The 21744-nt window shown below is 74.8% G+C and carries 23 protein-coding genes; 13 read left to right on the top strand and 10 right to left on the bottom strand.

The features are described 5' to 3' along the window. Nucleotides 1–48: 48 nt before the first annotated feature. The gene (locus tag ABTW87_RS10440; protein WP_350650516.1) at nucleotides 49–843 is read left to right on the top strand and encodes an Rv1486c family protein; all 795 of its coding nucleotides are present in this window, start codon (nucleotides 49–51) and stop codon (nucleotides 841–843) included. A 135-nt stretch (nucleotides 844–978) separates the two neighbouring features. Here the strand turns inward: ABTW87_RS10440 and ABTW87_RS10445 are convergent, their stop codons facing one another. Beyond that, the gene (locus ABTW87_RS10445) at nucleotides 979–1584 is read right to left on the bottom strand and encodes a TetR/AcrR family transcriptional regulator (RefSeq protein ID WP_350650517.1); all 606 of its coding nucleotides are present in this window, start codon (nucleotides 1582–1584) and stop codon (nucleotides 979–981) included. A 28-nt stretch (nucleotides 1585–1612) separates the two neighbouring features. Between ABTW87_RS10445 and ABTW87_RS10450 the strand changes: the two genes are divergently transcribed. Next, a complete protein-coding gene (locus ABTW87_RS10450) occupies nucleotides 1613–2371 on the top strand; it encodes an alpha/beta fold hydrolase (RefSeq protein WP_350650518.1) in 759 nt (252 codons plus the stop codon). A 90-nt stretch (nucleotides 2372–2461) separates the two neighbouring features. Here the strand turns inward: ABTW87_RS10450 and ABTW87_RS10455 are convergent, their stop codons facing one another. The 4 genes from ABTW87_RS10455 to fabG form a co-directional block, all read right to left on the bottom strand. Then, the gene (locus ABTW87_RS10455) at nucleotides 2462–3241 is read right to left on the bottom strand and encodes an HAD-IIA family hydrolase (RefSeq protein ID WP_350650519.1); all 780 of its coding nucleotides are present in this window, start codon (nucleotides 3239–3241) and stop codon (nucleotides 2462–2464) included. Nucleotides 3242–3274: 33 nt separating this feature from the next. Continuing rightward, a complete protein-coding gene (locus tag ABTW87_RS10460; RefSeq protein ID WP_350650520.1) occupies nucleotides 3275–4306 on the bottom strand; it encodes a ferrochelatase in 1032 nt (343 codons plus the stop codon). 114 nt (nucleotides 4307–4420) lie between these two features. Then, nucleotides 4421–5188 (bottom strand): enoyl-ACP reductase FabI, encoded by a 768-nt coding sequence (gene fabI / locus ABTW87_RS10465; RefSeq protein ID WP_350650521.1) that lies wholly within the window; start codon nucleotides 5186–5188, stop codon nucleotides 4421–4423. A gap of 23 nt (nucleotides 5189–5211) precedes the next feature. Then, on the bottom strand, nucleotides 5212–5916 hold the full coding sequence (gene fabG / locus ABTW87_RS10470) for a 3-oxoacyl-ACP reductase FabG (protein WP_350650522.1): 705 nt from the start codon (nucleotides 5914–5916) through the stop codon (nucleotides 5212–5214). 155 nt (nucleotides 5917–6071) lie between these two features. On the opposite strand from fabG, the gene ABTW87_RS10475 reads away from it, so the two are divergent. The 4 genes from ABTW87_RS10475 (at nucleotide 6072) to ABTW87_RS10490 (ending at nucleotide 10067) form a co-directional block, all read left to right on the top strand. Beyond that, complete coding sequence (locus tag ABTW87_RS10475; protein ID WP_350650523.1) at nucleotides 6072–7301, top strand: sensor histidine kinase; 1230 nt, start codon at nucleotides 6072–6074, stop codon at nucleotides 7299–7301. Further along, nucleotides 7298–7960, top strand: a complete 663-nt coding sequence (locus ABTW87_RS10480) for a response regulator (RefSeq protein WP_350650524.1) — start codon at nucleotides 7298–7300, stop codon at nucleotides 7958–7960. Before ABTW87_RS10475 ends, ABTW87_RS10480 begins: the two co-directional genes overlap by 4 nt. Nucleotides 7961–8061: 101 nt before the next feature. Further along, nucleotides 8062–8964: an alpha/beta hydrolase gene (locus ABTW87_RS10485; protein ID WP_350650525.1), complete on the top strand. Its 903-nt coding sequence runs from the start codon at nucleotides 8062–8064 to the stop codon at nucleotides 8962–8964. Beyond that, a complete protein-coding gene (locus ABTW87_RS10490; protein WP_350650526.1) occupies nucleotides 8961–10067 on the top strand; it encodes an acyltransferase family protein in 1107 nt (368 codons plus the stop codon). The genes ABTW87_RS10485 and ABTW87_RS10490 overlap by 4 nt, the downstream gene beginning before the upstream one ends. A 402-nt stretch (nucleotides 10068–10469) precedes the next feature. Here ABTW87_RS10490 and ABTW87_RS10495 read toward each other — a convergent pair whose 3' ends face one another. From ABTW87_RS10495 to ABTW87_RS10505, 3 genes are read right to left on the bottom strand one after another with little or no spacing between them, the layout of a single operon-like run. Then, on the bottom strand, nucleotides 10470–11420 hold the full coding sequence (locus ABTW87_RS10495) for a VWA domain-containing protein (RefSeq protein WP_350650527.1): 951 nt from the start codon (nucleotides 11418–11420) through the stop codon (nucleotides 10470–10472). Next, the gene (locus ABTW87_RS10500; protein WP_350650528.1) at nucleotides 11417–12415 is read right to left on the bottom strand and encodes a DUF58 domain-containing protein; all 999 of its coding nucleotides are present in this window, start codon (nucleotides 12413–12415) and stop codon (nucleotides 11417–11419) included. The genes ABTW87_RS10495 and ABTW87_RS10500 overlap by 4 nt, the downstream gene beginning before the upstream one ends. After that, on the bottom strand, nucleotides 12394–13500 hold the full coding sequence (locus ABTW87_RS10505) for an AAA family ATPase (RefSeq protein WP_350650529.1): 1107 nt from the start codon (nucleotides 13498–13500) through the stop codon (nucleotides 12394–12396). Before ABTW87_RS10505 ends, ABTW87_RS10500 begins: the two co-directional genes overlap by 22 nt. A 239-nt stretch (nucleotides 13501–13739) precedes the next feature. Here ABTW87_RS10505 and ABTW87_RS10510 point away from each other — a divergent pair, with 239 nt between their 5' ends. From ABTW87_RS10510 to ABTW87_RS10520, 3 genes are read left to right on the top strand one after another with little or no spacing between them, the layout of a single operon-like run. Next, complete coding sequence (locus ABTW87_RS10510) at nucleotides 13740–13964, top strand: hypothetical protein (RefSeq protein WP_350650530.1); 225 nt, start codon at nucleotides 13740–13742, stop codon at nucleotides 13962–13964. 22 nt (nucleotides 13965–13986) lie between these two features. After that, on the top strand, nucleotides 13987–14562 hold the full coding sequence (locus ABTW87_RS10515) for a PH domain-containing protein (RefSeq protein WP_502891560.1): 576 nt from the start codon (nucleotides 13987–13989) through the stop codon (nucleotides 14560–14562). Then, a complete protein-coding gene (locus ABTW87_RS10520) occupies nucleotides 14559–16154 on the top strand; it encodes a PH domain-containing protein (RefSeq protein WP_350650531.1) in 1596 nt (531 codons plus the stop codon). Before ABTW87_RS10515 ends, ABTW87_RS10520 begins: the two co-directional genes overlap by 4 nt. Before the next feature lie 28 nt (nucleotides 16155–16182). Here the strand turns inward: ABTW87_RS10520 and ABTW87_RS10525 are convergent, their stop codons facing one another. Then, nucleotides 16183–17205, bottom strand: a complete 1023-nt coding sequence (locus ABTW87_RS10525; protein ID WP_350650532.1) for a phosphatase PAP2 family protein — start codon at nucleotides 17203–17205, stop codon at nucleotides 16183–16185. Between the two features lie 117 nt (nucleotides 17206–17322). Here ABTW87_RS10525 and ABTW87_RS10530 point away from each other — a divergent pair, with 117 nt between their 5' ends. From ABTW87_RS10530 to ABTW87_RS10540, 3 genes are all read left to right on the top strand, one after another. Then, nucleotides 17323–17718, top strand: a complete 396-nt coding sequence (locus ABTW87_RS10530) for a thioesterase family protein (protein ID WP_350650533.1) — start codon at nucleotides 17323–17325, stop codon at nucleotides 17716–17718. Further along, the gene (locus ABTW87_RS10535) at nucleotides 17715–18542 is read left to right on the top strand and encodes an MBL fold metallo-hydrolase (RefSeq protein ID WP_350650534.1); all 828 of its coding nucleotides are present in this window, start codon (nucleotides 17715–17717) and stop codon (nucleotides 18540–18542) included. The genes ABTW87_RS10530 and ABTW87_RS10535 overlap by 4 nt, the downstream gene beginning before the upstream one ends. A gap of 91 nt (nucleotides 18543–18633) precedes the next feature. Beyond that, a complete protein-coding gene (locus ABTW87_RS10540) occupies nucleotides 18634–19173 on the top strand; it encodes an MFS transporter (RefSeq protein ID WP_502891561.1) in 540 nt (179 codons plus the stop codon). Nucleotides 19174–19262: 89 nt separating this feature from the next. Here the strand turns inward: ABTW87_RS10540 and ABTW87_RS10545 are convergent, their stop codons facing one another. Next, a complete protein-coding gene (locus tag ABTW87_RS10545) occupies nucleotides 19263–20198 on the bottom strand; it encodes a carbohydrate kinase family protein (RefSeq protein ID WP_350650535.1) in 936 nt (311 codons plus the stop codon). Nucleotides 20199–20562: 364 nt separating this feature from the next. Here ABTW87_RS10545 and ABTW87_RS10550 point away from each other — a divergent pair, with 364 nt between their 5' ends. After that, entirely contained in the window at nucleotides 20563–21687 is a 1125-nt protein-coding gene (locus tag ABTW87_RS10550; RefSeq protein WP_350650536.1) for a lytic polysaccharide monooxygenase auxiliary activity family 9 protein, read from the top strand. Nucleotides 21688–21744 lie beyond the last annotated feature (57 nt).

The raw sequence follows: 21744 nt of genomic DNA on the forward strand, positions 1-21744 counted from the left end.
GGAGCGGCAGTCGAGACAGGGGTGGCCGTCAGCACGTACCCTTTCGGCATGTCCACCCCCGCAGCGGGCGCGGTCACTCTCGCGCCGCGCCGGTCCAGCCGGTTCGTTGCCTGGGTGCGCGCGTGGCGCGCCGGGCTGGTGCCATTCGACGAGGTAGCCGACGCCATCGCCGGTGACGAGGAGCACCTGGTCGCGGACGCCCCGGGCACCTGGACCGACGTCCCGCTGCCCGAAGCGCTGCCGACGCTCGCCAAGCTCTCGCCCGACGACATCCGCCTGGTGCTGCCCGCTCCCGGCGACCCGCGCGGGCTGCCCGGGCCCGGTGACTTCGCCGGCGCCGCGCTGCTCGCCGGCGAGGCCGTGGTCGCCGGGAGTCTCGGCCTGATTCCGCAGGTCCGCACGCACACCTCCGGCTCGGGGGACACCTTCGAGACGGTGCTGTGGCGGGTCTACCCGCTGCCCGCCGACGCCCCGGCCGCCTCACTCGCCCTGCCCGGCGCCGCCGAGGCCGAGGCGGAGCTGGCCGCCGCCCTGGCCGAGACCACGGCCGCCCTGACCCGGCTCGACGTGGCGCAGTGGCGCCCCGAGCTGGCCGGCGCGCTGGAAGCGCTGCGCCGCCCGGACGGCACCACCGACCTGCCGCCCGGGTTCGATCCGCGGGCCCGCCGGCTCTTCGCCCGCGCCGCCGTGCTCGACCGGGTGCTGGCCCTGGCCGGGCACGCCGCGCCGGGTGGCGCGATCAACAACTACGAGGCCCAGCAGCGCGACGCCGCACTGCGCCCGCTGACCACCGCCTGCCGGCAGGCACTGGTCGCCGCCTGCAACGCCCCGCTGCGCCCGTAACGGACCGCCGGCCCCGCGCACCGACCCCGCCCGCCCCTGCCCGCGCGCCGGGGCAGCAGGTGCGGCCGCGCCGACCGCCCGGCGGGTGCAACGGCATGGTTGTGGCCCCGGCCCGAATGGCCGTCCGGGGCGGCTCTAGACGCCGTACGCGGCGAGGAAGACGCGGACCGCCTCGTCGGCCCAGCGGTCCAGCTCCGCCGTCGGGAACGTGTCCCGCACGGCGAACATCGCCTCGTTCAGCGGGACCGACAGGATCAGGTAGTTGAGGTGCTGGGCGGCGAGCAGCGGATCGGGAGCCCGCAGCAGCCCTCGCCGGGTGAGTCGCGTGATGACGGCGGCGAGAGTGGCGTGCCCGCGCTCCGGCGCGGCCCGGTGCCAGGCGCGGGCCAGGTCGGGGAAGCGGCCGGCCTCTCCAATGAGCATGCGGCGCAACCGCACGAGGTGCGGGCGGGTGACCGTGACGATGTGCTCTCGGGCGAAGGCGCGCAGGTCGCGGGGCAGGTCGTCGGACTCGGCGAGCGCGTCGACGAACGCCGAGCCGGCCCGCTCGGCGTCGGCGACGGCCTGCGTGAACACCGCCTCGAAGAGGGCCTGCTTGTCGGCGAAGTGCGCGTACACGGTCACCTTGGACGCACCGGCCCGCGTGGCGACGCGGTCCATCCCGGCGCCGAGGTAGCCGTGCTCCAGGAACTCCGCGAGCGCGGCGTCGAGGATCGTCCGCCGCTTGAGGTCCTTCCGCATGCCTGAACTGTACTGTACCGTTCAGTTCATGGGAACCGTGACCTCGCGGGACGGCACCCGCATCGCGTACGAGAGCGCCGGCTCCGGGCCGCCGCTGATCCTCGTCGACGCCGCCGGGCACTACCGGGCCAACAGCGCCCACGGCGAGCTGGCCGACCTGCTCGCCGCCGAGTTCGCGGTCCACCGTTACGACCGCCGGGGACGCGGCGACAGCACGGACACCCCGCCGTACGCGCCCGAGCGCGAGGTCGAGGATCTCGCCGCGCTCATCGCCGCGATCGGCGCCCCGACGTCGCTGTACGGGTACTCGTCCGGTTGCCTCCTCGCGTTGCACGCGGCGGCCGCCAGCCTCGACATCCACCGGCTGGTCCTGCTGGAGCCACCGCTCGACCCCACGGTGGACTCGGCCGAGCAACGGGCGTTCACGGCCACGCTGCGCGAGCTGTCCGACGCGGACGCGGTCGCCTTCTTCCTGACCGCCATCGGCGTGCCGGAGGAGATCGTGGCAGGCATGCGGGGCACGCCGCACTGGACGGCGATGGTGTCGGTGGCGCACACCCTCGCGTACGACAGCAGCCTCAGCGAGGCCACCACCGCGGAGCTGCTCGCCCGGGCGACCGCGCCGACGCTGGTCCTCGACAGCGGCGGCAGCACCGACGACCTCACCGGCATGGCCGCCACCGCAGCGGCGCTGCTGCCGAACGCCGTCCACCGCAGCCTGCCCGGCGAGTGGCATCAGGTGCCCGCCACGACCCTCGCGCCGGTGGTGGCCGGCTTCCTCCGCTGACCGGCGCGCCGACGGCGTACCCGCGTGGCAACCGGGACCCGCGCGGAGCCGTCGGCCGCGCGCGGCGGGCGACCGCGACGGCGGCCCGCGTCAGATCTCGTCGATCAGGTCGGCGACGGAGTCGACGATCCGCGACGGCCGGTACGGGTAGCGCTCCGCCTCGGCCCGGCTGCTGATCCCGGTGAGCACCAGGATCGTCTCCAGCCCGGCCTCCAGCCCGCAGAGGATGTCGGTGTCCATCCGGTCACCGATCATCGCCGTCGTCTCCGAGTGGGCGTCGATCGTGTTCAACGCCGAGCGCATCATCATCGGGTTCGGCTTGCCGACGAAGTAGGGCTCCACCCCGGTCGCCTTCGAGATCATCGCGGCGACCGAACCGGCGGCGGGCAACGCGCCCTCGACCGACGGGCCGGTGGCGTCCGGGTTCGTGCAGATGAAACGGGCTCCGTCGTTGATCAGCCGGATCGCCTTGGTGATCGCCTCGAAGCTGTAGGTGCGGGTCTCCCCCAGCACCACGTAGTCCGGCGCGAAGTCGCTGAGCACGTAGCCGACCGCGTGCAGCGCCGTGGTCAGGCCGGCCTCCCCGATGACGTACGCGGTGCCACCCGGCCGCTGGTCGGCCAGGAACTGCGCGGTGGCCAGCGCCGACGACCAGATCGACGACTCCGGCACGTCCAGCCCCATCCGGGCCAGCCGGGCCTGCAGGTCGCGCGGGGTGTAGATGGAGTTGTTGGTCAGCACCAGGAACGGCTTGCCGGAGGCGCGCAGCCGGGTGATGAACTCCGGTGCGCCGGGCACCGGCTGGCCCTCGTGCACCAGCACGCCGTCCATGTCGGTGAGCCAGCTCTCGACGGGCTTGCGGTCATGCATCTCGTCAGTCCAGGGGTCGGGCCGCCGGGGCGGTCAGTTGGGGCGGCGGGCCGGGACGCAGCAGACCGACGGGCAGGTGTCCCACATCGGAAGCTCGCCGAGGCGCCGGCGCAGCGTCGCGCCGTCCGGGTCGGTGCGCTCGCGGACCAGTTCGCGCACCATCGCCACGAACCGCGGGTCGGTGCCGGGCGTGCCGGCGCGGACGAAGTCCAGGCCGACCTGCTTGGCCGTCTCCAGGGCCTCGGTGTCGAGGTCCCACACCACCTCGAGGTGGTCGGAGACGAACCCGATCGGACTGACCACCACGCTTGTGACGCCCTGCTCGGCGAGCGTGGCCAGATGGTCGTTGACGTCCGGCTCCAGCCACGGCACCTGCGGCGGCCCGGAGCGGCTCTGCCACACCAGGTCGTACGGCAGGTCCGGGGCGGCGGAAGCGTGCACCAGCCGGGCGGTCTCGGCCAGCTGGGCGGTGTACCGGCCGCCGTTCGGGCCGGCGCTGGCCGCCGCCGAGAGGGGGACCGAGTGGGCGGTGAACACGATCCGGGTGCTGTCCCGCCGGGCCGGGTCGAGCTGGGCCAGCGCCGTCTTCACCGCGTCGGCGTGCGGCTCGACGAAGCCGGGATGGTCCCAGAACTGCCGCAGCTTCTCGATGACCGGGGCGTCCGGGCCGACCGCGGCGCGCGCGGCGGCGATGTCCTCCTGGTACTGCCGACAGGACGAGTAGCCGCCGAACGCGCTGGTCACGAACGCCAGCGCCCGCTTGACGCCGTCGTCGCGCATCCGCGCCACGGTGTCGGCGAGCATCGGGTCCCAGTTCCGGTTGCCCCAGTAGACCGGCAGGTCGACGCCGTTGGCGGCGAAGTCCTCCCGGACCGCGGCGAGCAGCTCCCGGCACTGCTGGTTGATCGGCGACACGCCGCCGAAGTGCAGGTAGTGCTCGGCGACCTCGGCCAGCCGCTCCGGCGGCACGCCCCGACCCCGGGTCACGTTCTGCAGGAACGGCATCACGTCCTCGGGCCGCTCGGGCCCGCCGAAGGAGACCAGCACCACCGCGTCGTACACCATGGTCCCCATTCTTCCCCGCTGCCTGTCGCGGCGCGGCGACGGCCCCGGTCCCGGGGCGTTAAGAAGGGGCCCTTCCTATGCCGGAGGCGTTAAGAAGGGGCCCTTCCTTACACCTCAGGCGCCGATGGCGTGGTAGCCGCCGTCGACGTGGACGATCTCGCCGGTGGTGGCGGGGAACCAGTCGGACAGCAGCGCCAGGCAGGCCCGCGCGGCCGGCTCGGAGTCGGTGAGGCTCCAGCCCAGCGGCGCCCGCTCGGACCAGGCGTCCTCGAACTGCTCGAACCCGGGGATCGACTTGGCGGCGATGGTGCGCAGCGGCCCGGCCGCCACCAGGTTGCTGCGGATGCCCTTCGGGCCGAGGTGCAGCGCCAGGTACCGGCTGGCGGACTCCAGGCCGGCCTTGGCGACGCCCATCCAGTCGTAGACCGGCCACGCTCTGGTGGCGTCGAAGGTGAGCCCCACCACCGCGCCGCCGGGCGACATCAGCGGCAGCGCCGCCATCGCCAGCGACTTGTACGAGTACGTCGACACGTGCACGGCGGTGGCGACGTCCTCCCAGGGCGCGTCGAGGAAGCCGCCGCCGAGGCAGCTCTGCGGGGCGAACCCGATGGAGTGGACGACGCCGTCGAGGCCGTCGACGTGCTCCCGGACCCGGTCGGCGAGACCGGCCAGGTGGTCGCTGTCGGTCACGTCGAGCTCGATCACCGGCGCCGGCTGCGGCAACCGCTTGGCGATGCGCTCGACCAGGGAGAGCCGGCCGTAGCCGGTGAGCACGACCTGCGCGCCGTTCTCCTGGGCGAGCCGCGCCACCGAGAAGGCGATCGAGGCGTCGGTGATGACGCCGGTGATCAGCAGCCGCTTGCCGGCGAGCAGTCCTGACATGTCGCTGTGTCCTCCGTGCTTGTTCAATGCCCCATGCCCAGGCCGCCGTCGACCGGGATGACGGCGCCGCTGATGTAGGCGGCGGCGTCCGAGGCGATCCAGGTGACCACACCGGCGACCTCGTCGGGCGACGCGAACCGGCCCGCCGGGATGGCCTTGCGGTACTCGGTGCGGCGCTCGTCGGGCAGCTCGGCGGTCATGTCGCTCTCGATGAAGCCGGGCGCGACGACGTTCGCGGTGATGTTGCGGCTGCCCAGTTCCCGGGTGATCGAGCGTGCCACGCCGACCAGACCCGCCTTGCTGGCGGCGTAGTTGACCTGGCCCGGGCCGCCGTACAGGCCGATCACCGAGGAGATGAAGACCATGCGGCCCCACCGGGCCCGCAGCATGCGGCCGGAGGCGCGCTTGGCGCAGCGGAACGCTCCGGTCAGGTTGGTGTCCAGGACCCGGGTGAACTGCTCCTCCGACATCCGCATCAGCAGCGTGTCGTCGGTGATGCCGGCGTTGGCGACCAGCACCTCCACCGGCCCCAGCTCGGCCTCGACGGTGCCGAACGCGGCGTCGACCGAGTCGAAGTCGGTGACGTCACAGCGGACGCCGAACAGCCCCTCGGGCGCGTCGCCGCTGCGGTGGGTCACCGCGACCCGGTCGCCCTGCTTGGCGAAGGCCTGCGCGATGGCCAGGCCGATCCCCCGGTTGCCGCCGGTCACCAGCACGGTACGGGCCACGCTTCCCCCTCTGCTCAGCCGATCTCAGCGTCGCGTCGGAGCCTAGGGGTTACCGGTAGGTAAGCGCTAACGCCGGCAAGGTCATACCGGGGTACGAGATGCGGGTCAACCTGTGGCGGCACGACCGGCCGGCCGCGCCGACGTAGCCTGCGGTGATGGCCCGACCCGACAGCCCGGTACGGCTGGCCCGGCGCGACCTCGGCCGGCTGCTCGCCGGCGCCGAAACGCCGCCCGCACCGCGCCGCCGCCGGGGTCGGTGGCAGCACGTTCTCGTCCAGGCCGGGCTGCTCGCCGCGATCGGCCTCACCGTCGCCGCGGCCCGGTACCTTCAGGACACCCGGGGCGCGCCCGAGGGGCGGGCGCTCGTGCTGGCCGTCGCCTCCACCGTCCCACCCGCGCTCGCGGTGCGCCGCCCGCTGTGGGCGTGGCGGCTCGGCTATCCGGCCCTCTTCCTCGGCGTGATGGACGTCACCCCCGAGGAGGCCTGGCCGTGGAACCCGGTGCAGGTCATCGGCTGGCTGTTCGTCCTCGTCACCGTGGCGGCACGCACCGACACCGGCGTCGCGGCCTGGGCCGGCCTGCTCACGCTGCTGCCGGTGTACCTGTTCGTCGACGAACAGGCCAACGCCCACGGCGTCACCGTCCTGGTGGTCATCCTGCTGGTCCTCGGCGACCAGATCCGGCGCCGCCGGCAGAGCCAGGCTGCCCTGGTCGAGCAGGCCGAGGTCAGCGAGCGGGAACGCGACCGCCGGGCGGTGCTGGAGGAGCGCGCCCGCATCGCCCGGGAGCTGCACGACGTGGTGGCGCACCACATGTCGATGATCGCCGTGCAGGCGGAGAGCGCCCCGTACCGGCTCGGCGACCAGCCGGAGCGCACCCGCGCCGAGTTCACCGCCATCGCCGGCTCCGCCCGCGCCGCGCTGGCGGACATGCGCCGGCTGCTCGGGGTGCTGCGCAACGAGGCGGAGCCGTCACCGGTGGCGCCGCAGCCCGGCCTGCCGGACGTGCCCGGTCTCGTGGACACCGCCCGCCGCGCCGGCATGACGGTCACCCTCGCGGCCGGCCCGCCGCCGGCCGTGCCGGCACCGGTGGGGCTCGCCGCGTACCGGATCGCGCAGGAGGCACTGGCCAACGCCGCCCGGCACGCGCCCGGCGCCGCGGTGCGCGTCACGCTCCGCGCGCACGGGCGGACCCTGACCGTACGGGTCGAGAACGACCCCGCACCGGCCCGCCCGGCGGAGCGCGGCAGCGGGCACGGACTGACCGGGATGCGGGAACGGGCACTCGCCCTCGGCGGTACGTTCACCGCCGGGCACACGGCCGACGGCGGCTACGCGGTGCACGCCGAGCTGCCCTGGGCGGACACGGAGGACGGGAACGGATGATCCGGGTACTGATCGCCGACGACCAGGCGATGGTCCGGCAGGGCTTCGGCGCGCTCCTCGCCGCCCAGGCGGACCTGCTCGTCGTCGGGGACGCCGCGGACGGCGCGCAGGCGGTCGCCGCGAGCCGCCGCCTGGACCCGGACGTGGTGCTGATGGACGTCCGGATGCCGGTGCTCGACGGTCTGGCGGCGACCCGGCAGCTCCTCGGCGACCGACCGGCCGACCGGCCGCGCGTGCTGATCCTCACCACCTTCGACCTGGACGACTACGTCTACGAGGCGCTGCGGGCCGGGGCGAGCGGCTTCCTGCTCAAGGACGCGCCCGCCGCCGACCTGGTGCACGCCGTCCGGGTGGTGGCCGCCGGTGACGCGCTGCTCGCGCCCGCGGTCACCCGGCGGCTGATCGCCGAGTTCGCCGCCCGGCCCGACCGGCGCCGCCCCCGCCCCACCGCCCTGGCCGCACTGACCCCCCGGGAGACCGAGGTGCTGCGCCTGATCGCCCGGGGCCGCTCGAACTCCGAGATCGCCGCCGACCTGGTGGTCGCCGAACAGACCGTCAAGACCCACGTCGGCCGCATCCTCGCCAAACTGCACCTGCGCGACCGCGCCCAGGCCGTGGTCCTCGCGTACGAGACGGGTCTGGTGGCCGCCGGCGAGTGACACCGGAGTACGGGGTCGGGAACAGCTCTCCGGTGTGACGCCACGGCACCGGCGCCCCGCGCACGCTGCCCACCGCAGGATCACGCGGAGGGAGAACGGCGATGCGGTGGACAGGCGTGGCCCGGTTCGCGGTGGCGACCGGACTCGGCACCGGCCTGGTGCTGCCGGCCCGACCCGACCCGGCACCGGTGGCCGCCTATGTGGAGGCGTACCCGGTGACGGCGGCGGCGATGCGCGCGGCCGGCCCACCGTACGAGCGGTGGGCCCGCCAGGGACGGCGGTTCCTGGTCTTCGACGCGCTCGGGGACGGCCGGGCCGTCGAGGTCCTCGGCGACCTGGCCGCCGCGGACCGGATCGCGGTGCTGGTGCCGGGGGTGGGCAGCACGGTGAGCGACTTCGACCGAGGGCTGGGCGGCGTCGCCCGGCGGGCGCCCGGACGGCAGGCGCGCGACGTGTACGAGGCGCTGCGCACGGCCGACCCGGGAGCGCGGGTGGCGGTACTCGCCTGGCTCGGCTACGACCCGCCCGACGGAGTGCCCGGTGCCGCCGGCACGGCCAGCGCCCGACACGGCGGAGCCGCCCTGTCCGGCCTGCTGCGCACGCTGGCCGGGCACCGGCCCGGGGCGCGGATCACGCTGATCGGGCACAGCTATGGAGCGCTGGTCGTGGGGTACGCGGCCGTCGACGCGCCGCCGCAGGTCACCGACGTGGTGACTCTCGGCGGGGTGGGCGCCGGCGTGGACCGGGCCGACCAGCTCGACGGCGTGCGGGTCTGGGCGGCCGAGGCGGCGGCCGACTGGATCCGCCGGGTGCCGCAGGTGACGTTGCTCGGCCTCGGGCACGGGATCCGGCCCGGGAATCCCGCCTTCGGGGCACGGCCGCTGCCCGTCGCCCGTTCGACCGGCCACGACGGCTACCTGATGCCCGGTTGCGTGACGCTGGACGCGGTAGCTTCGGTGGTCCTCGCCGGCACGGCGGGGCCGGTGCCGGGAGCGGCCCGGTGAGCGGCGCCGGCCGGCCGCGTGACCTCGCGGTCGACGGGCTCCGGGCGTACGCGGTGGCCGGTGTGGTGTTCGGCCACTGGTTGGTCACCGGCCTGGTGCTAACCTCCGACGGTTCGCTGGCGCAGGCGAGCCCGCTGGCCACGATGCCCGGGCTGGCCCCCGCCACCTGGGCGTTCCAGACCATCGGCCTGTTCTTCTTCGCCGCCGGATACGCCTCGGCCCGCTCGGCGTCCCGGGCGACGGGGAGCCGCGCCTGGCTGGCCCGCCGGCTGAGCCGGCTCGTGCTGCCGGCCGTGGCCCTGCTCGGCACCGGGGCAGCCGTGCTGCTGGCCGCCGTCGTCGCGGGCACCCCCGACGCGACCCTCGCGGTGGCGCTCACGCTGACGGTCAGTCCCCTGTGGTTCCTGGCGCCGCTGCTGGCGCTGGTGGCACTCACCGGTCCACTTCGCGCCGCCCTGCGACGGTGGGGGCCGTGGCGCTGCGCCGCACCGGCCGTGGGCCTGGTGGCCGTGGCCGACCTGGTCACCCGCCGCACCGATGTCGAGCCGGTGCCGGTCGCGGTGCTGGCCGCCTGGGCGGTGCCCTACCTGCTCGGGCTGGCGCACGCCGACGGGCGGCTGCCCGACCGGCCGTACGGGCGGCGGCTGGCCGCCGCCGGCACCGCCGGGCTCGCCGCGCTCGTGGCGCTGGACTACCCGGTCAGCGCCGTCGGCGTACCGGGTGCCGGGGTGTCCAACCTCGACCCGCCCTCCCTGCTGACGGTGGCACTCGCCGTGACCCAGGTGGGGCTGGGGCTGGCCGCCCGACCGGCGCTGACCCGCCTGCTGGGCCGGCGGCTGCCCGGGCGCCTGGCCGGTGCGGTCAACCGGGACGCGGTGCGGATCTGGCTCTGGCACCAGCCGGTGCTCGTCGGTGTCGCGGTGCTGCTCGGCCGCACCGGGTTCGCCCTGCCCGGCCTGCACACCGCTCCGGACGACCCGGCCTGGATCGTCGCGCGGCTCTGCTGGCTGCCGCTGCTGGCGGCCGTCCTCGTGGCGTTGGTACGCCGGCCCGGTCGGCCGATCGGGCGAGTGCGGACGCCTCCCTCGGCGGGTGTACGATGATCCCGTTTGCGAGCCGGACGGCCGGCTCGCGGCTTCGGGCCCCGCCGACCGCAGGAGGTGATCGCTGTGCGAGATAGCGATCCTCCCAGTCGTGGCCGGGCCGACCGTCAGCCTCGCTGAGCCCAGCCCGGCTGACCAGCCCCGCTCCTCCGCGCCACCTACCCGGCCCCCGGCCGGGGCGAACACCGGTGCGCGGCCGGAGCCCCCCGGTCACGACTTCGTGTGTGCGTTCTGACCCACCCTCGCGGGCACCCGTGCCCGCGTCCAGTCGCCACCGGAGCAGATCCCATGAGCCGTTACGTCGCACCACTGGGTTTCACCCTGGCCGCCGTCTGGGTGGCCGTCCTCTTCGTGCTGGCCGGCGGCGGGCACTGACCGCCGCCGGCCGTCGCGCCGCCCGGATCAGATGATCCGGGACGACCACAGCAGGCTCGTCGCCCCGGCGCAGAGCGCGAACAGCAACGCGATCCCGGCGTACCACTGGGTGACCTCGCGCGGTTCGGTCCGGAACCCGATCGACGAGCCCATGTCCTGGTAGACCTGCTTCAGCTCGGTCACCGTGGCCGCCTCGTAGAAGTACCCCTCGGTCGTCTCCGCCAGCTCCGCGAGCGCGAGCCGGTCCACCGGGACCCGCTGGAGCTGGCCGCCGATGTCCACCTGGCCCCCGTCGGTGCCGAACGCGATCGTCGAGACCGGCACGTTGGCCGCCTGCGCCGCCGCCGCGGCCTCCTCCACCGACCGGCCCGAGGTGCGGTAGCCGTCGGAGAGCAGCACGATCCGGGCCGGCGGGACACCGGCCGCGCCGTCGGCCGGCACCGACCGGATCGCCTCCAGGCAGGTGAACACCGCCTCCCCGGTCGCCGTGGACTCGGCCAGCACCAGACCGTCGATGGCGGTCACCACGGCCTGCCGGTCCTTGCTCGGGGGGACCAGCACGTTGGCGGCCTTGGCGAACGAGACGAGCCCGAGGTTGTAGCTCTCCGGCAGCTCGTCGACGAACTGCTTCGCCGCCTCCTGGGCCGCCTCGAGGCGGCTCGGGGCCACGTCGTCGGCCTGCATGGACAGCGACACGTCGATGGCCAGCATGACGGTGGCCCGTTCCAGCGGCTCCCGGGTGTCGACGGCCGGCCGGGCGAGGGCGGTGGCCAGCACCAGCAGACACAGCAGGAACGCGGTCGCCGGCACATGCCGGCGCCAGCCCAGGCCCTTCGGCGCGAGGGTGCGCAGCAGGTCCACGTTGGTGAAGCGCATCGCGTACGCCCGGCGGTGCAGCTGCCGCCACAGGTAGAACGCGGCGAGGGCGAGCACCGGCAGCACGGCCAGCAGCCACCACGGTTGCAGAAAACGGATCATCGCGTCGTCCCCCGGGTGCGGGCGTGCCGCTGCGCGGCGACGAAACGCACCATGTCCAGCAGCCAGTCTCGGTCGGTCCGCAGTCGTAGGTGGGCGGCACCGGCGGCGCGCAGCGCGGCGGCGATCTCCGCCCGCTGGGCGGCGGCCGCGTCGGCGTAGCGGCGGCGTAGCCGCGGGTCGGCGGTCTGCACCTCGTGCAGCTGCCCGGTCTCCGGGTCGACCACCGGCAGCACACCCACGTCGGGCAGTTCCAGCTCGCGCGGATCGACCACCTCCACCGCCAGGACGTCGTGGCGTACCCGCAGTTTGCGCATCGGGCGGGCCCACTGCTCGGTCGGGGCGAGGAAGTCGGAGACGACCACCGCCACGCCCCGCCGCCGGGGCGGCCGGTTGAGCATGTCGACGAGGACGCCGAGGTCACCCCGCCCGGGGCGGATCTCGGTGCCGGCGATCGCCCGCACCAGCCCCTGCGCCTCCTTGCGGCCCGACCGGGCCGGCAGCCGGGTGAAGACGCCCGGCCCGGGCACCGGGCGGGCGCGCCAGCCACCGCCGCGCTCCTCGCTGCCGGTGCCGATCACCGCGCCGATCCGGTTGCCGCCCCGGACGGTCAGGTGGGTGAGCGCCACGGCGGCGGCCACCGCGACGTCGCGCTTGAGCCAGCGGCCGGTCCCGAAGTCGAGGCTCGCCGAGAGGTCCACCGCCAGCCACGTCTCCAGTTCCCGGTCGGCGACCGTACGCCGGACGTGCGGTGTGGTCGTGCGGGCCGTGACCGGCCAGTCCATCCGCCGCACGTCGTCGCCCGGCCGGTACTCGCGCGACTCACCCGCCTCGCTGCCGGGCCCGGGCAGCAGGCCGACGTAGTCGCCCTGGAGCAGGCCGTCGAGCTTGCGGGTGACGAGCAGTTGCAGCCGGGACAGGACGGCTTCGGTGCGGTCGCGGGGGGTGGCGTCGGGGGGCCGACGGGAGGGTGGGGTCACGGCCGCTGCCCGGGCCATCCGGCGCCCGGAGGCGCGGCGGCCGGTGCCGGCGTGGCCTGCTGCCGGGGCGCCACCGACGGCAGGGGGATGGTCGCCATCACCCGCTGGACGACGTGGTCGGCCGGCACGTCGTCGGCGAGCGCGTCGTAGCTCAGCACCAGCCGGTGCCGCAGGATGTCCGGCGCGATGTCCTGCACGTCCTGCGGCAGCGCGTAGTCGCGGCCGCGCAGCAGCGCCAGGGCCCGGGTGGCCCGGACCAGACCGAGCGACGCCCGCGGGCTGGCGCCGTACTGGATGAGCTGGGCGACGTCCGGCATACCGTGCTCGGCCGGGGTCCGGGTGGCCAGCACCAGCCGGACCGCGTAGTCGACAAGCGCGTTGTGGACGAAGACCTGGTCGGCTTTGCGCTGCAGCGCGATCAGGTCGGCGGTGGTGAACACCGGCGTGGGCTCCGGCGGGGCGACGCCCATCCGGTAGACGATCTCCCGCTCCTCGGCGTCGGTCGGGTACCCGACGATGATCTTCATGAGGAAGCGGTCCCGCTGCGCCTCCGGCAGCGGGTAGACGCCCTCCTGCTCGATCGGGTTCTGCGTGGCCATGACGAGGAACGGGTCCGGCACCGGGTGCGACTCGCCCCCGATCGAGACCTGCCGCTCGCTCATCACCTCGAGCAGCGCCGACTGCACCTTGGCCGGGGCCCGGTTGATCTCGTCGGCGAGCAGGAAGTTCACGAACACCGGCCCCAGCTCGACGTCGAACTTCTCGCTCGACTGCCGGTAGATCCGGGTGCCCATGATGTCCGCCGGAACCAGGTCGGGTGTGAACTGCACCCGGGCGAACGACCCGCCGACGACCTTGGCGAGGGTCTCCACGGCGAGGGTCTTGGCCACGCCCGGGACGCCCTCCAGCAGGCAGTGGCCCCGCGCGAGCAGCGCGACGACCATCCGCTCGACCATCCGGTCCTGCCCGACGATCACCCGCTTGATCTCGAACAGCGCACGCTCCAGCAGCGTGGCGTCCTCCGCCGGCGTGGTCGCCGGTGGGGGTGTCTCCGGGCCCGACCCGTTCGGGGTCGTGGCGTCGGGCGTGGTCGGCTGGGCCACCGGTCCTCCACAGCATGATCGGTTGTCGGGCGTGGTGCGTATCAAGACTGACATGCCCGGCTGCGTACCGAGGCGGCGAGAACCCGATTTCCGCCACGCCGTCCGCTGCGCCGAATCGCCGGTCCGGGGGTGGACAGCAACGGGTGCCGCACGTGTACCATTCACCCCGTCGCCGGGCGGCTCCCCCCGTGGCCGCCCGGCGCTCAATCCCTTCCTCCCGCCACCCTAGACTGGCCGGGATGGACTCTCCCGCAGCCGACGCCCTGGTCTGCTCGTCCCGTGGTTGCCACGCCCCGGCGCAGTGGGCGCTGCGGTGGAACAATCCCCGCCTGCACGACGCGGCGCGACGCAAGACCTGGCTCGCCTGCGCCGAGCACCGCACGACGCTCGGCGACTTCCTCGACGTCCGGGGCTTCCTGCGCGAGGTCGTACCGGTGGCCGGATCGCCTACCCTCGAATCGTGAGCGCGCACAACGGAATTCCGCGGTGACCGGCGACGAGCGGGTCGGGCCGCCGCCCGTGCCGTCCGCCGCCGACCTGCCGCCGTCCGGCCCACCGACCGCCGGCCCACCACCCGGTCCGCTCGAGCCGTGGCCGGAGACGGTCCGCTGGCAGTCCGTCTCGTCGGACCTGATCTGGGTCGAGCTGCTGCGGCTGGCCGCGCTGCTCGTCTTCGTGGCGGCCGGACTCGCCGTGGGCTGGGCGGTCAGCGGCAGCAGCCTCTTCGGGGTGGCGCTCGCCGGCGTTGCCCTGCTGGGCGTGCTGCGGACCGTCACCATCGTCCGGGCCGTGCACGCGTGGGGGTACGCCGAGCGCGAGGACGACCTGCTGGTCCGTCACGGCCTGCTGATCCGGCGGCTGTCCATCGTCCCGTACTCGCGGATGCAGTTCGTCGATGTCAGCGCCGGCCCGCTGGAGCGGGCGTTCGACCTGGCCACCGTTCAGTTGCACACCGCCGCGGCGGCCAGCGACGCCCGGGTGCCGGGGCTGCGCCCCGCGGAGGCGTCCCGGCTGCGGGACCGGCTCACCGCGCTCGGCCGCGACCGGGCGGAGGGCTTGTGAGCGACCCGGCCGCGCGGGGCCCGGAGGAGGTCCGGCCGCCCGCACCGGAGCCGCACCCCGGCACGTACCCGCCCGCCGGGGCGCATCCGCCGCACCTCGCCTCGCCCCCGCAGCCGTACCCACCACCGCATCCCGGCGCGCCGTACCCGCCACCGCACCCCGGCGCGCCGTACCCGCCACCGCATCCCGGCGCGCCGGGGTACCCGTACGGTGCGGCGTATCCGTACGGTGCGCCCCACCCGCCGGCACCGGGCGGATCACCCGGTGACAGCGAGCCCCGCCAGCGGCTGCACCCGCTCTCCCCCGCGCTGCACGGCGCCAAGTCGCTGGTCGTGATCATCGCCGGACTCTCCTGGTCGACGCTGGGCCGGGTGGGCTTCGGCTGGTTCGCGGTGCTGGCGGCGCTGCTCGCGCTCGGGGCCACCGTGCTCGCCGTGGTCAGCTGGTACTACACCGGCTACCACGTGGTCGGCCGCGAGCTGCGGGTGTACGAGGGCCTGCTCTGGCGGCGCACCCGGGCCATCCCGCTGGAACGACTTCAGGCCGTGGAAGTGGTCCGGCCGCTGCTCGCGCAGCTCACCGGGCTGGCCGAGCTGCGGCTGGAGGTGGTCGGTGGCGGCAAGACCGAGGCGCCGCTGGCCTACCTGAGCGTGGCGGACGCGAACACCCTGCGGCAACGCCTGCTCGCCCTGGCCGGCCGGGCGCCGGCCGCCACACCGGCACCCGGTACCGCCCCGGAGCCCGGCGCCGCCGCGGTGCCGGCCGGGGCCGCCACACCGCCCGGCCAGCCGCTGCACGCCGTACGCAACGAGGACCTGCTGCTCAGCCAGCTGCTCACCCCGCAGGCGTTCCTGATCCCGTTCGGTGTGGCGTTCGTCGCGGCGCAGTTCCTCACCGAGGGCTCCTGGTCGTTCATCGCGGTGGCGAGCACGCTGACCGCCATGGCCGGCGTGCTGCTGCAACCGATCCGCCGGGTGCTCGACGACTGGAACTTCCGGCTGGCCCGCGACGCCGACACCCTGCGCGTACGCAACGGGCTCCTGGAGACCCGGGCGCAGACCGTGCCGCTGCACCGGGTGCAGACGGTCCGCGCGACCTGGCCGCTGCTCTGGCGGATGAAGGGGTGGCTGCGGCTGCGGCTGGAGGTCGCCGGCTACTCGGCGGGCGAGGCCGACGAGCGCAACCGCCCGGACCGGCTGCTCCCGGTCGGCGACCTGCCCACCGCCGAGGCGATCCTCGGCGAGGTGCTGCCCGGCGTACGCCTCGGCGAGCTGCCACTGGCCAGGCCGCCGGCCCGCGCCCGCTGGCTCAACCCGCTCAGCCGCCGGGTACTCGGCGCGGGGCTGCACGAGCGGGTGTTCGCCGTCCGCTCCGGCCTGCTCACCCGCCAGGTGGTCGTCGTGCCGTACGCCCGGATCCAGAGCGTGCGGGTCGTGCAGGGACCGGCGCAGCGGCGGCTGGGACTGGCGACGGTGCACGCCGACACGGCCGGCGGCGCCGGCGCCGCCGCGCACGACCGGGACGTGGCCGAGGCCTGGGCCCTGGCGGCGGACCTGACCGCCCGCTCGCACGCCGCCCGGCGGGCGGGCTGAGCCCGGCGGCCCGTCCGGCGGACGCCGGTCAGCGGCCGGCGGGCACCTTGTCGTCCGTCGGCGCGGGGCTCTGCTCGCCCGCCGACCGGTCCGGGGCACGCCGCGCGCGCCGGGCCGCCCACCAGCGCTCGGCCAGGCCGACCACGAGGAAGGTCATCCCGACGTACGCCCAGCCGACCAGGACGTCGATCACGTAGTGCTCGCCGCAGTAGACCAGGGTGAACGTCATCGCGAGGGGGTACGCGAGCAGCAGCGGCCACCATCGCTTCCGGGTGGCGCGGAGGAAGAACAGCACCACGAACAGGGCGAACGCGGTGTGCAGCGACGGCATCGCGGCGACCGGGTTGGACGCGATCTGGCCGGCGTTGAGCAGGTTGCCCGCGCCGTGCAGCCCGAACGCCTTCCACCCCCGGGTGGAGATCCGGGCGACCTCCTCCAGCAGCCCGTTCTGCGCCGCCCACCAGGGCGGGGCCGCCGGGTAGAGGAAGTACGTCACGAGGCCGGTGGCGCAGAGGAACCCCCAGCGGCGCATGAAGGCCGCCCACCGCCCCCGGTCCCGCATCCACAGCACCGCCGCGGCCGCCAGCGCCACCACGAAGTGCGAGAAGTACACCCAGCTCGCCAGCACGTCCCACCAGCGCACCTCCGGCTGGTAGAGGTGCTGCTGCAGCCAGACCGTGGGCACCTGCCCGCCGGTGGCCCAGCCGAACATGACCCGGTCGGCGACGATCAGCTCGTACGCGTGCGGAACCGCCCCGTTGTCGGCGAAGCCGCGGGACAGGTTGTAGACGATCAGCAGCAACACGACCGGCAGCCAGTCCCGGGCGAAGCGCAGGTGGCTGCGCCACGGCCGGGCCGAGTTCCAGGCGACGGTGCCCGCCCAGATCCACAGGAACGCGTACGCCGGGTCGGTGGGGAGGCCGATGGCGAGCCAGCCGGCGACGAAGGCGACACCCCAGACGGTCATCGCGACCACGCGGCGGCGGCCGCCGTCGACCACCGGCGACGGGCCGGTCGGGGCGGGGGACTGGGGGTCGGTCGCGACAGACATCGCGGTCAAGGTTAACGGCGGTCGTCGCGGCGGCGGACGGAGGACCAACCCGGCAGGTCAGCGGACGGGTTCCGCGCAGGCGTGGCCGGCCGGTGGCGGAGCACTTAGGCTGTGGCCATGCAGGAGCAGCCCTTCGCGCCGGGGTTGACCGCCCGGGTCGAGCTGACCGTCACCGACGCCGACACCGCCCAGGCCGTCGGCTCCGGCGACGTGCCGGTGCTGGGCACGCCGCGGGTCCTCGCGCTGACCGAGGCGGCCACGGTCGCGGCAACCGCCACCCGGATGCCGAGCGGCTCGACGACCGTCGGGGTGCGGGTCGAGCTGGACCACCGGGCCGCCACCCCGGTCGGCGGCACGGTGGTGGCGCGGGCCCGGTTGGCGAAGGTCGACGGCCGGCGGCTGCTGTTCGAGGTCTCCGTCACCGAGGGCGACGCCACCGTCGCCGAGGGTCGGGTGGAGCGGCTGCTCGTCGACCGGCAGCGCTTCGTGGAGCGCGCCGCCCGGTCGTCATGAGCGGTCGCTTCGTCGAGGTCGCCGACCGGGTCCACGTGCTGTGCGAGCCGCTGCTGCGGGTGAACGTCACGCTTGTCGTCGGCGACGGCGAGGCCCTGCTCGTCGACACCCTCTCCACCGCCGGCCAGGCGGCCGAGCTGGCCGAGGCGGCCCGGGCGGTCACCGCCCACCCGTGGACGGTGGTGAACACCCACCACCATTTCGACCACTGCTTCGGCAACGCGACGCTGGCCGGTGATCCGCCCCGCCCGGTGTACGCGCACGAGCTGGCCGCCGCCGCCATGCGCGACCCGGACCGGCTGCGCCGGGAGGCGTACGAGGAGGTGCGCGAGGAGCTGCCCGCCCTCGCCGCCGAGCTCGCCCGCACCGAGCTGCTGGCGCCGACCCACACGGTGCACACGGAGGAGGTGCTCGACGTCGGTGGACGGCGGGTGGTCCTGCGGCACCCGGGCCGGGGACACACCGCCGGCGACCTGGTGGTGCACGTGCCCGACGTCGACGTGCTGGTCGTCGGTGATCTCGTGGAGCAGAGCGGGCCGCCGGCGTTCGAGGAGTCGTACCCACTGCTGTGGCCGGAGGCGGTCGCCGAGCTGCTGCGGATGACCACGCCGGCCACGGTGGTGGTCCCCGGGCACGGCGACGTGGTGGACGCCGACTTCGTACGCGCCCAGCACGCCCAGCTCAGCGACCTGGCGTGGCTGATCCGCGCCGGTCACACCGGCGGTGCGCCCCCGGAGCGCGTGGCGGCGGAGGCCCCCTTCGGCGCGCGCCCCGCCCTGGTCGCCGCCCGCCGTGGCTACGCCGCCCTCGACAACACCCTCTGATCCCACCCACTCGCGGCCCTCCCCCTCCCCCACCCCGACCCACCCACCCCGACCCACCCACCCCGCCGATCTTGCACTTTCGGCCCTCGTTATGCGCCCTACGTCCCGGTTCGTCGGGGCAGAAGGTGCAAGATCGCGGAGGTGGGGTGGGGTGGGTGGGACCCGTGGCCTCGGCGCCGGCCAGGCACAGATCCAGCTCTCCCTGACCACATGCCTCATCGGGCTGGCCGCCGGGCAGTTCGTCACCGGCCCGCTCAGCGACCGGTGGAGGCGGCGCCAGCCGGCGCTTGTCGGCCTCGGAGCGTACGCCGTGCTGGCCCTGGCGTGCGCCGCGGGCGGGGCGCTCACCGGCGGCCTGGTGGTCGTCGCGGCGGCGCTCCTGGTCTTCGTCGGTTCGCTCGGCATGGTGATGCCGAACAGCACCGCCCTCGCCCGGGACCGGCACGCCCACCACGCCGGCACCGCGGCCGCGTTGATGGGTGCCCTTCAGTCCGTGATCGGGTCACTGGCCGCGCCGCTGGTCGGGCTGGGCGGCGAGGGCAGCGCCGCGCCGATGGCGGCGGTACTGGCGGCCTCGGCCGCGCTGTCCCTCGCCGCCGTGCTCACCCTGGCCCGTCCCGGCCGCTCCTGAACCCGACCGGCGCACGCTCCACCGTCGACGGCCGGTAAAGCTCTACAGCCCGGGCCCGGTCAACCGGCGAAGCTCTACAGCCGGCCCGGTCAGCCGGCGAAGCGGCGGAGCACCTCGGCCCGGCTGGGCATGGCGGTGGCGCCGCCCGGCGACTCGCAGACCAGCCCGGCGACGCGCAGCGCGTACGCGACCCGCTCGTGCCACCCGGCCGGCTGCACCGGCTCGCCGTCGGCGAGCAGGTCCGCGATCAGCGCCGCCATCACCGAGTCGCCGGCCCCGGTCGCGTCCACGGCGCTGACCTTGGGCGCGGGTACGCGGACCGGATCGCCACCGGCGGGGGCGACCACCGCGCCGTCGGCGCCGAGGGTGACCACGACGGTGGCGGCGCCGAGTTCGCGCAGGTACGCGGCGACGCCCTCGACCGGCTCGCGCGGGTACAGCAGCTTGGCGTCGGCGCTGCTCAGCTTGACCAGGTGGGCGCCGGCGGCGAACTCGGCCACCACCGCCCGCAGACCGTCCAGTGCCTGCGGGCCGTCGAGCAGGCGGGGGCGGACGTTCGGGTCGAACACCCGCAGGCCGGTGGCGAGGGACCAGGCCCGGCGGGCAGCGGCCAGCGTCGCCGGGTGCAGCAGGACGATCGACCCGCAGTAGAGCACGTCGGCGCCGGCGATCAGGTCGGCGTCCAGGTCGTCGGCGGTGAGCAGCGCGTACGAGCGGGGCTCGCCGTAGAAGCGGAAGTCCGGCTCGGGCCCGGTGTAGGTGGCCACCGCCAGGGCGGTCGGCGCCGGGACGGTGACCGCCCCGGCCAGCCCGACACCGGCGCCGGCGAGGAAATTCCGGAGGCGGGTGGCGAGGGCGTCGTCCCCCAGCGAGCCGACGAACTCCGCGCCGCCGCCGAGCCGGGCCACCCCGACCGCCACGTTGAGCGGCCCGCCGCCGACCGCCTGCCGGTAGACCGGCTCGCCGTCGTACTCGGTGTCGAGAAGGTCGACGAGCGCCTCGCCCAGCACCACCGCGTATCCCATGCAGACACCGTAACCGCTTGCAAGGAAGGGCCCCTTGTTAACGCCTCCGGTAGAGGAAGGGCCCCTTCTTAACAGGTGCGCCGCAGGTGCGCCGCGATCGGCACATCGAGCAACGGCTATTGCGTCGGGGCGTCGTACCGTGATGGGATTGCTCCTGCCGAGCGGCGGGTGGGCTGCCGCGCCGCCGGCACGGGCATTCACGCGAGGGCACCGGTCCGCAGCGACGGACCGTAGGGCGCGCGTGCCCTCCTCTCCCGCGCACGCCGCCGACCGTCGTGACCGCTCGTCGCAGCGGGGCTGGCCGGACGCCGCCCCGCGCGCGTCACCCGCGGGGTGCTCGGCGCCCCGCGAGTCAGGAGTCCCCGTGTCCTACCGTTCCAGAACGGCCGCGCTGCTCACCGCGGCCGCGACCCTCCTCGTGGGCGCCGTGACGCTCACCGCCGGGCCCGAACCGGCAGCGGCGCACGGCGCCGCGATGACCCCCGGCAGCCGCACCTTCCTGTGCTGGAAGGACGGCCTGACCGCCACCGGCGAGATCCGGCCGAACAACCCCGCCTGCTCCGCCGCGGTCGCCCAGAGCGGGGCGAACTCGCTCTACAACTGGTTCAGCGTGCTGCGTTCGGACGCCGGTGGCCGGACGGTCGGCTTCGTCCCCGACGGCCAGCTGTGCAGCGGCGGCAACACCGGCTTCCGCGGCTACGACCTCGCCCGCAACGACTGGCCGCTGACGCATCTGACCGCCGGCCGGACCATGGAGTTCCGGTACAGCAACTGGGCGCACCACCCGGGCACGTTCTACTTCTACGTCACGAAGAACAGCTGGAGCCCGACCCGGCCGCTGGCCTGGAGCGACCTAGAGGAGCAGCCCTTCCTGACCGTCACCAACCCGCCGCAGCGCGGCGCGGTCGGCACCAACGACGGGCACTACTACTTCACGGGTACGCTGCCGGCCAACAAGAGCGGCCGGCACATCATCTACTCGCGCTGGGTCCGCTCGGACAGCCAGGAGAACTTCTTCGGCTGCTCGGACGTGACGTTCGACGGTGGCAACGGCGAGGTGACCGGCATCGGCTCCGGTGGCACCACGCCGCCGCCGAACCCCACCACTCCCCCGCCCAACCCGACCACCCCGCCGCCGAACCCCACGACCCCGCCGCCGAACCCGACCACGCCGCCGCCGCACAGCGGTGACTGCATGGCGGTCTACAAGGTGGTCAACTCGTGGTCTGGCGGGTTCCAGGGCGAAGTCACCATCATGAATCACACCAGCTCGACCTGGTCCGGGTGGACGGCGAACTGGACCTGGCCGAGCGGTCAGTCGATCACCCAGGTCTGGAACGGCACGCACAGCGGATCCGGATCGTCGGTGACGGTGACGAACGCGTCGTACAACGGCACGCTGGCACCCGAGGGGACGACAACTTTCGGCTTCCTCGCGAACACCAGCGGCACCAACACGCTGCCCACGGTGACCTGCACCGGCCGCTGACCGCGGCGTGTTAAGAGGGGCCCCCTGCTATACGCCAGGCGTTAACAGGGGGCCCTT

Source organism: Micromonospora sp. NPDC126480 (assembly GCF_040302465.1).
GTDB lineage: Bacteria > Actinomycetota > Actinomycetes > Mycobacteriales > Micromonosporaceae > Micromonospora.

Coding starts and splice junctions, on each gene's coding strand:
- ABTW87_RS10440 (WP_350650516.1), top strand. CDS start 49: ATGTCCACCCCCGCAGCGGGCGCGGTCACTCTCGCGCCGCGCCGGTCC.
- ABTW87_RS10530 (WP_350650533.1), top strand. CDS start 17,323: ATGCAGGAGCAGCCCTTCGCGCCGGGGTTGACCGCCCGGGTCGAGCTG.
- ABTW87_RS10475 (WP_350650523.1), top strand. CDS start 6,072: ATGGCCCGACCCGACAGCCCGGTACGGCTGGCCCGGCGCGACCTCGGC.
- ABTW87_RS10480 (WP_350650524.1), top strand. CDS start 7,298: ATGATCCGGGTACTGATCGCCGACGACCAGGCGATGGTCCGGCAGGGC.
- ABTW87_RS10525 (WP_350650532.1), bottom strand. CDS start 17,205: ATGTCTGTCGCGACCGACCCCCAGTCCCCCGCCCCGACCGGCCCGTCG.
- ABTW87_RS10485 (WP_350650525.1), top strand. CDS start 8,062: ATGCGGTGGACAGGCGTGGCCCGGTTCGCGGTGGCGACCGGACTCGGC.
- ABTW87_RS10500 (WP_350650528.1), bottom strand. CDS start 12,415: ATGGCCCGGGCAGCGGCCGTGACCCCACCCTCCCGTCGGCCCCCCGAC.
- ABTW87_RS10445 (WP_350650517.1), bottom strand. CDS start 1,584: ATGCGGAAGGACCTCAAGCGGCGGACGATCCTCGACGCCGCGCTCGCG.
- ABTW87_RS10535 (WP_350650534.1), top strand. CDS start 17,715: ATGAGCGGTCGCTTCGTCGAGGTCGCCGACCGGGTCCACGTGCTGTGC.
- ABTW87_RS10460 (WP_350650520.1), bottom strand. CDS start 4,306: ATGGTGTACGACGCGGTGGTGCTGGTCTCCTTCGGCGGGCCCGAGCGG.
- ABTW87_RS10540 (WP_502891561.1), top strand. CDS start 18,634: ATGCGCCCTACGTCCCGGTTCGTCGGGGCAGAAGGTGCAAGATCGCGG.
- fabI (WP_350650521.1), bottom strand. CDS start 5,188: ATGTCAGGACTGCTCGCCGGCAAGCGGCTGCTGATCACCGGCGTCATC.
- ABTW87_RS10510 (WP_350650530.1), top strand. CDS start 13,740: ATGGACTCTCCCGCAGCCGACGCCCTGGTCTGCTCGTCCCGTGGTTGC.
- ABTW87_RS10545 (WP_350650535.1), bottom strand. CDS start 20,198: ATGGGATACGCGGTGGTGCTGGGCGAGGCGCTCGTCGACCTTCTCGAC.
- ABTW87_RS10455 (WP_350650519.1), bottom strand. CDS start 3,241: ATGCATGACCGCAAGCCCGTCGAGAGCTGGCTCACCGACATGGACGGC.
- ABTW87_RS10450 (WP_350650518.1), top strand. CDS start 1,613: ATGGGAACCGTGACCTCGCGGGACGGCACCCGCATCGCGTACGAGAGC.
- ABTW87_RS10495 (WP_350650527.1), bottom strand. CDS start 11,420: ATGATCCGTTTTCTGCAACCGTGGTGGCTGCTGGCCGTGCTGCCGGTG.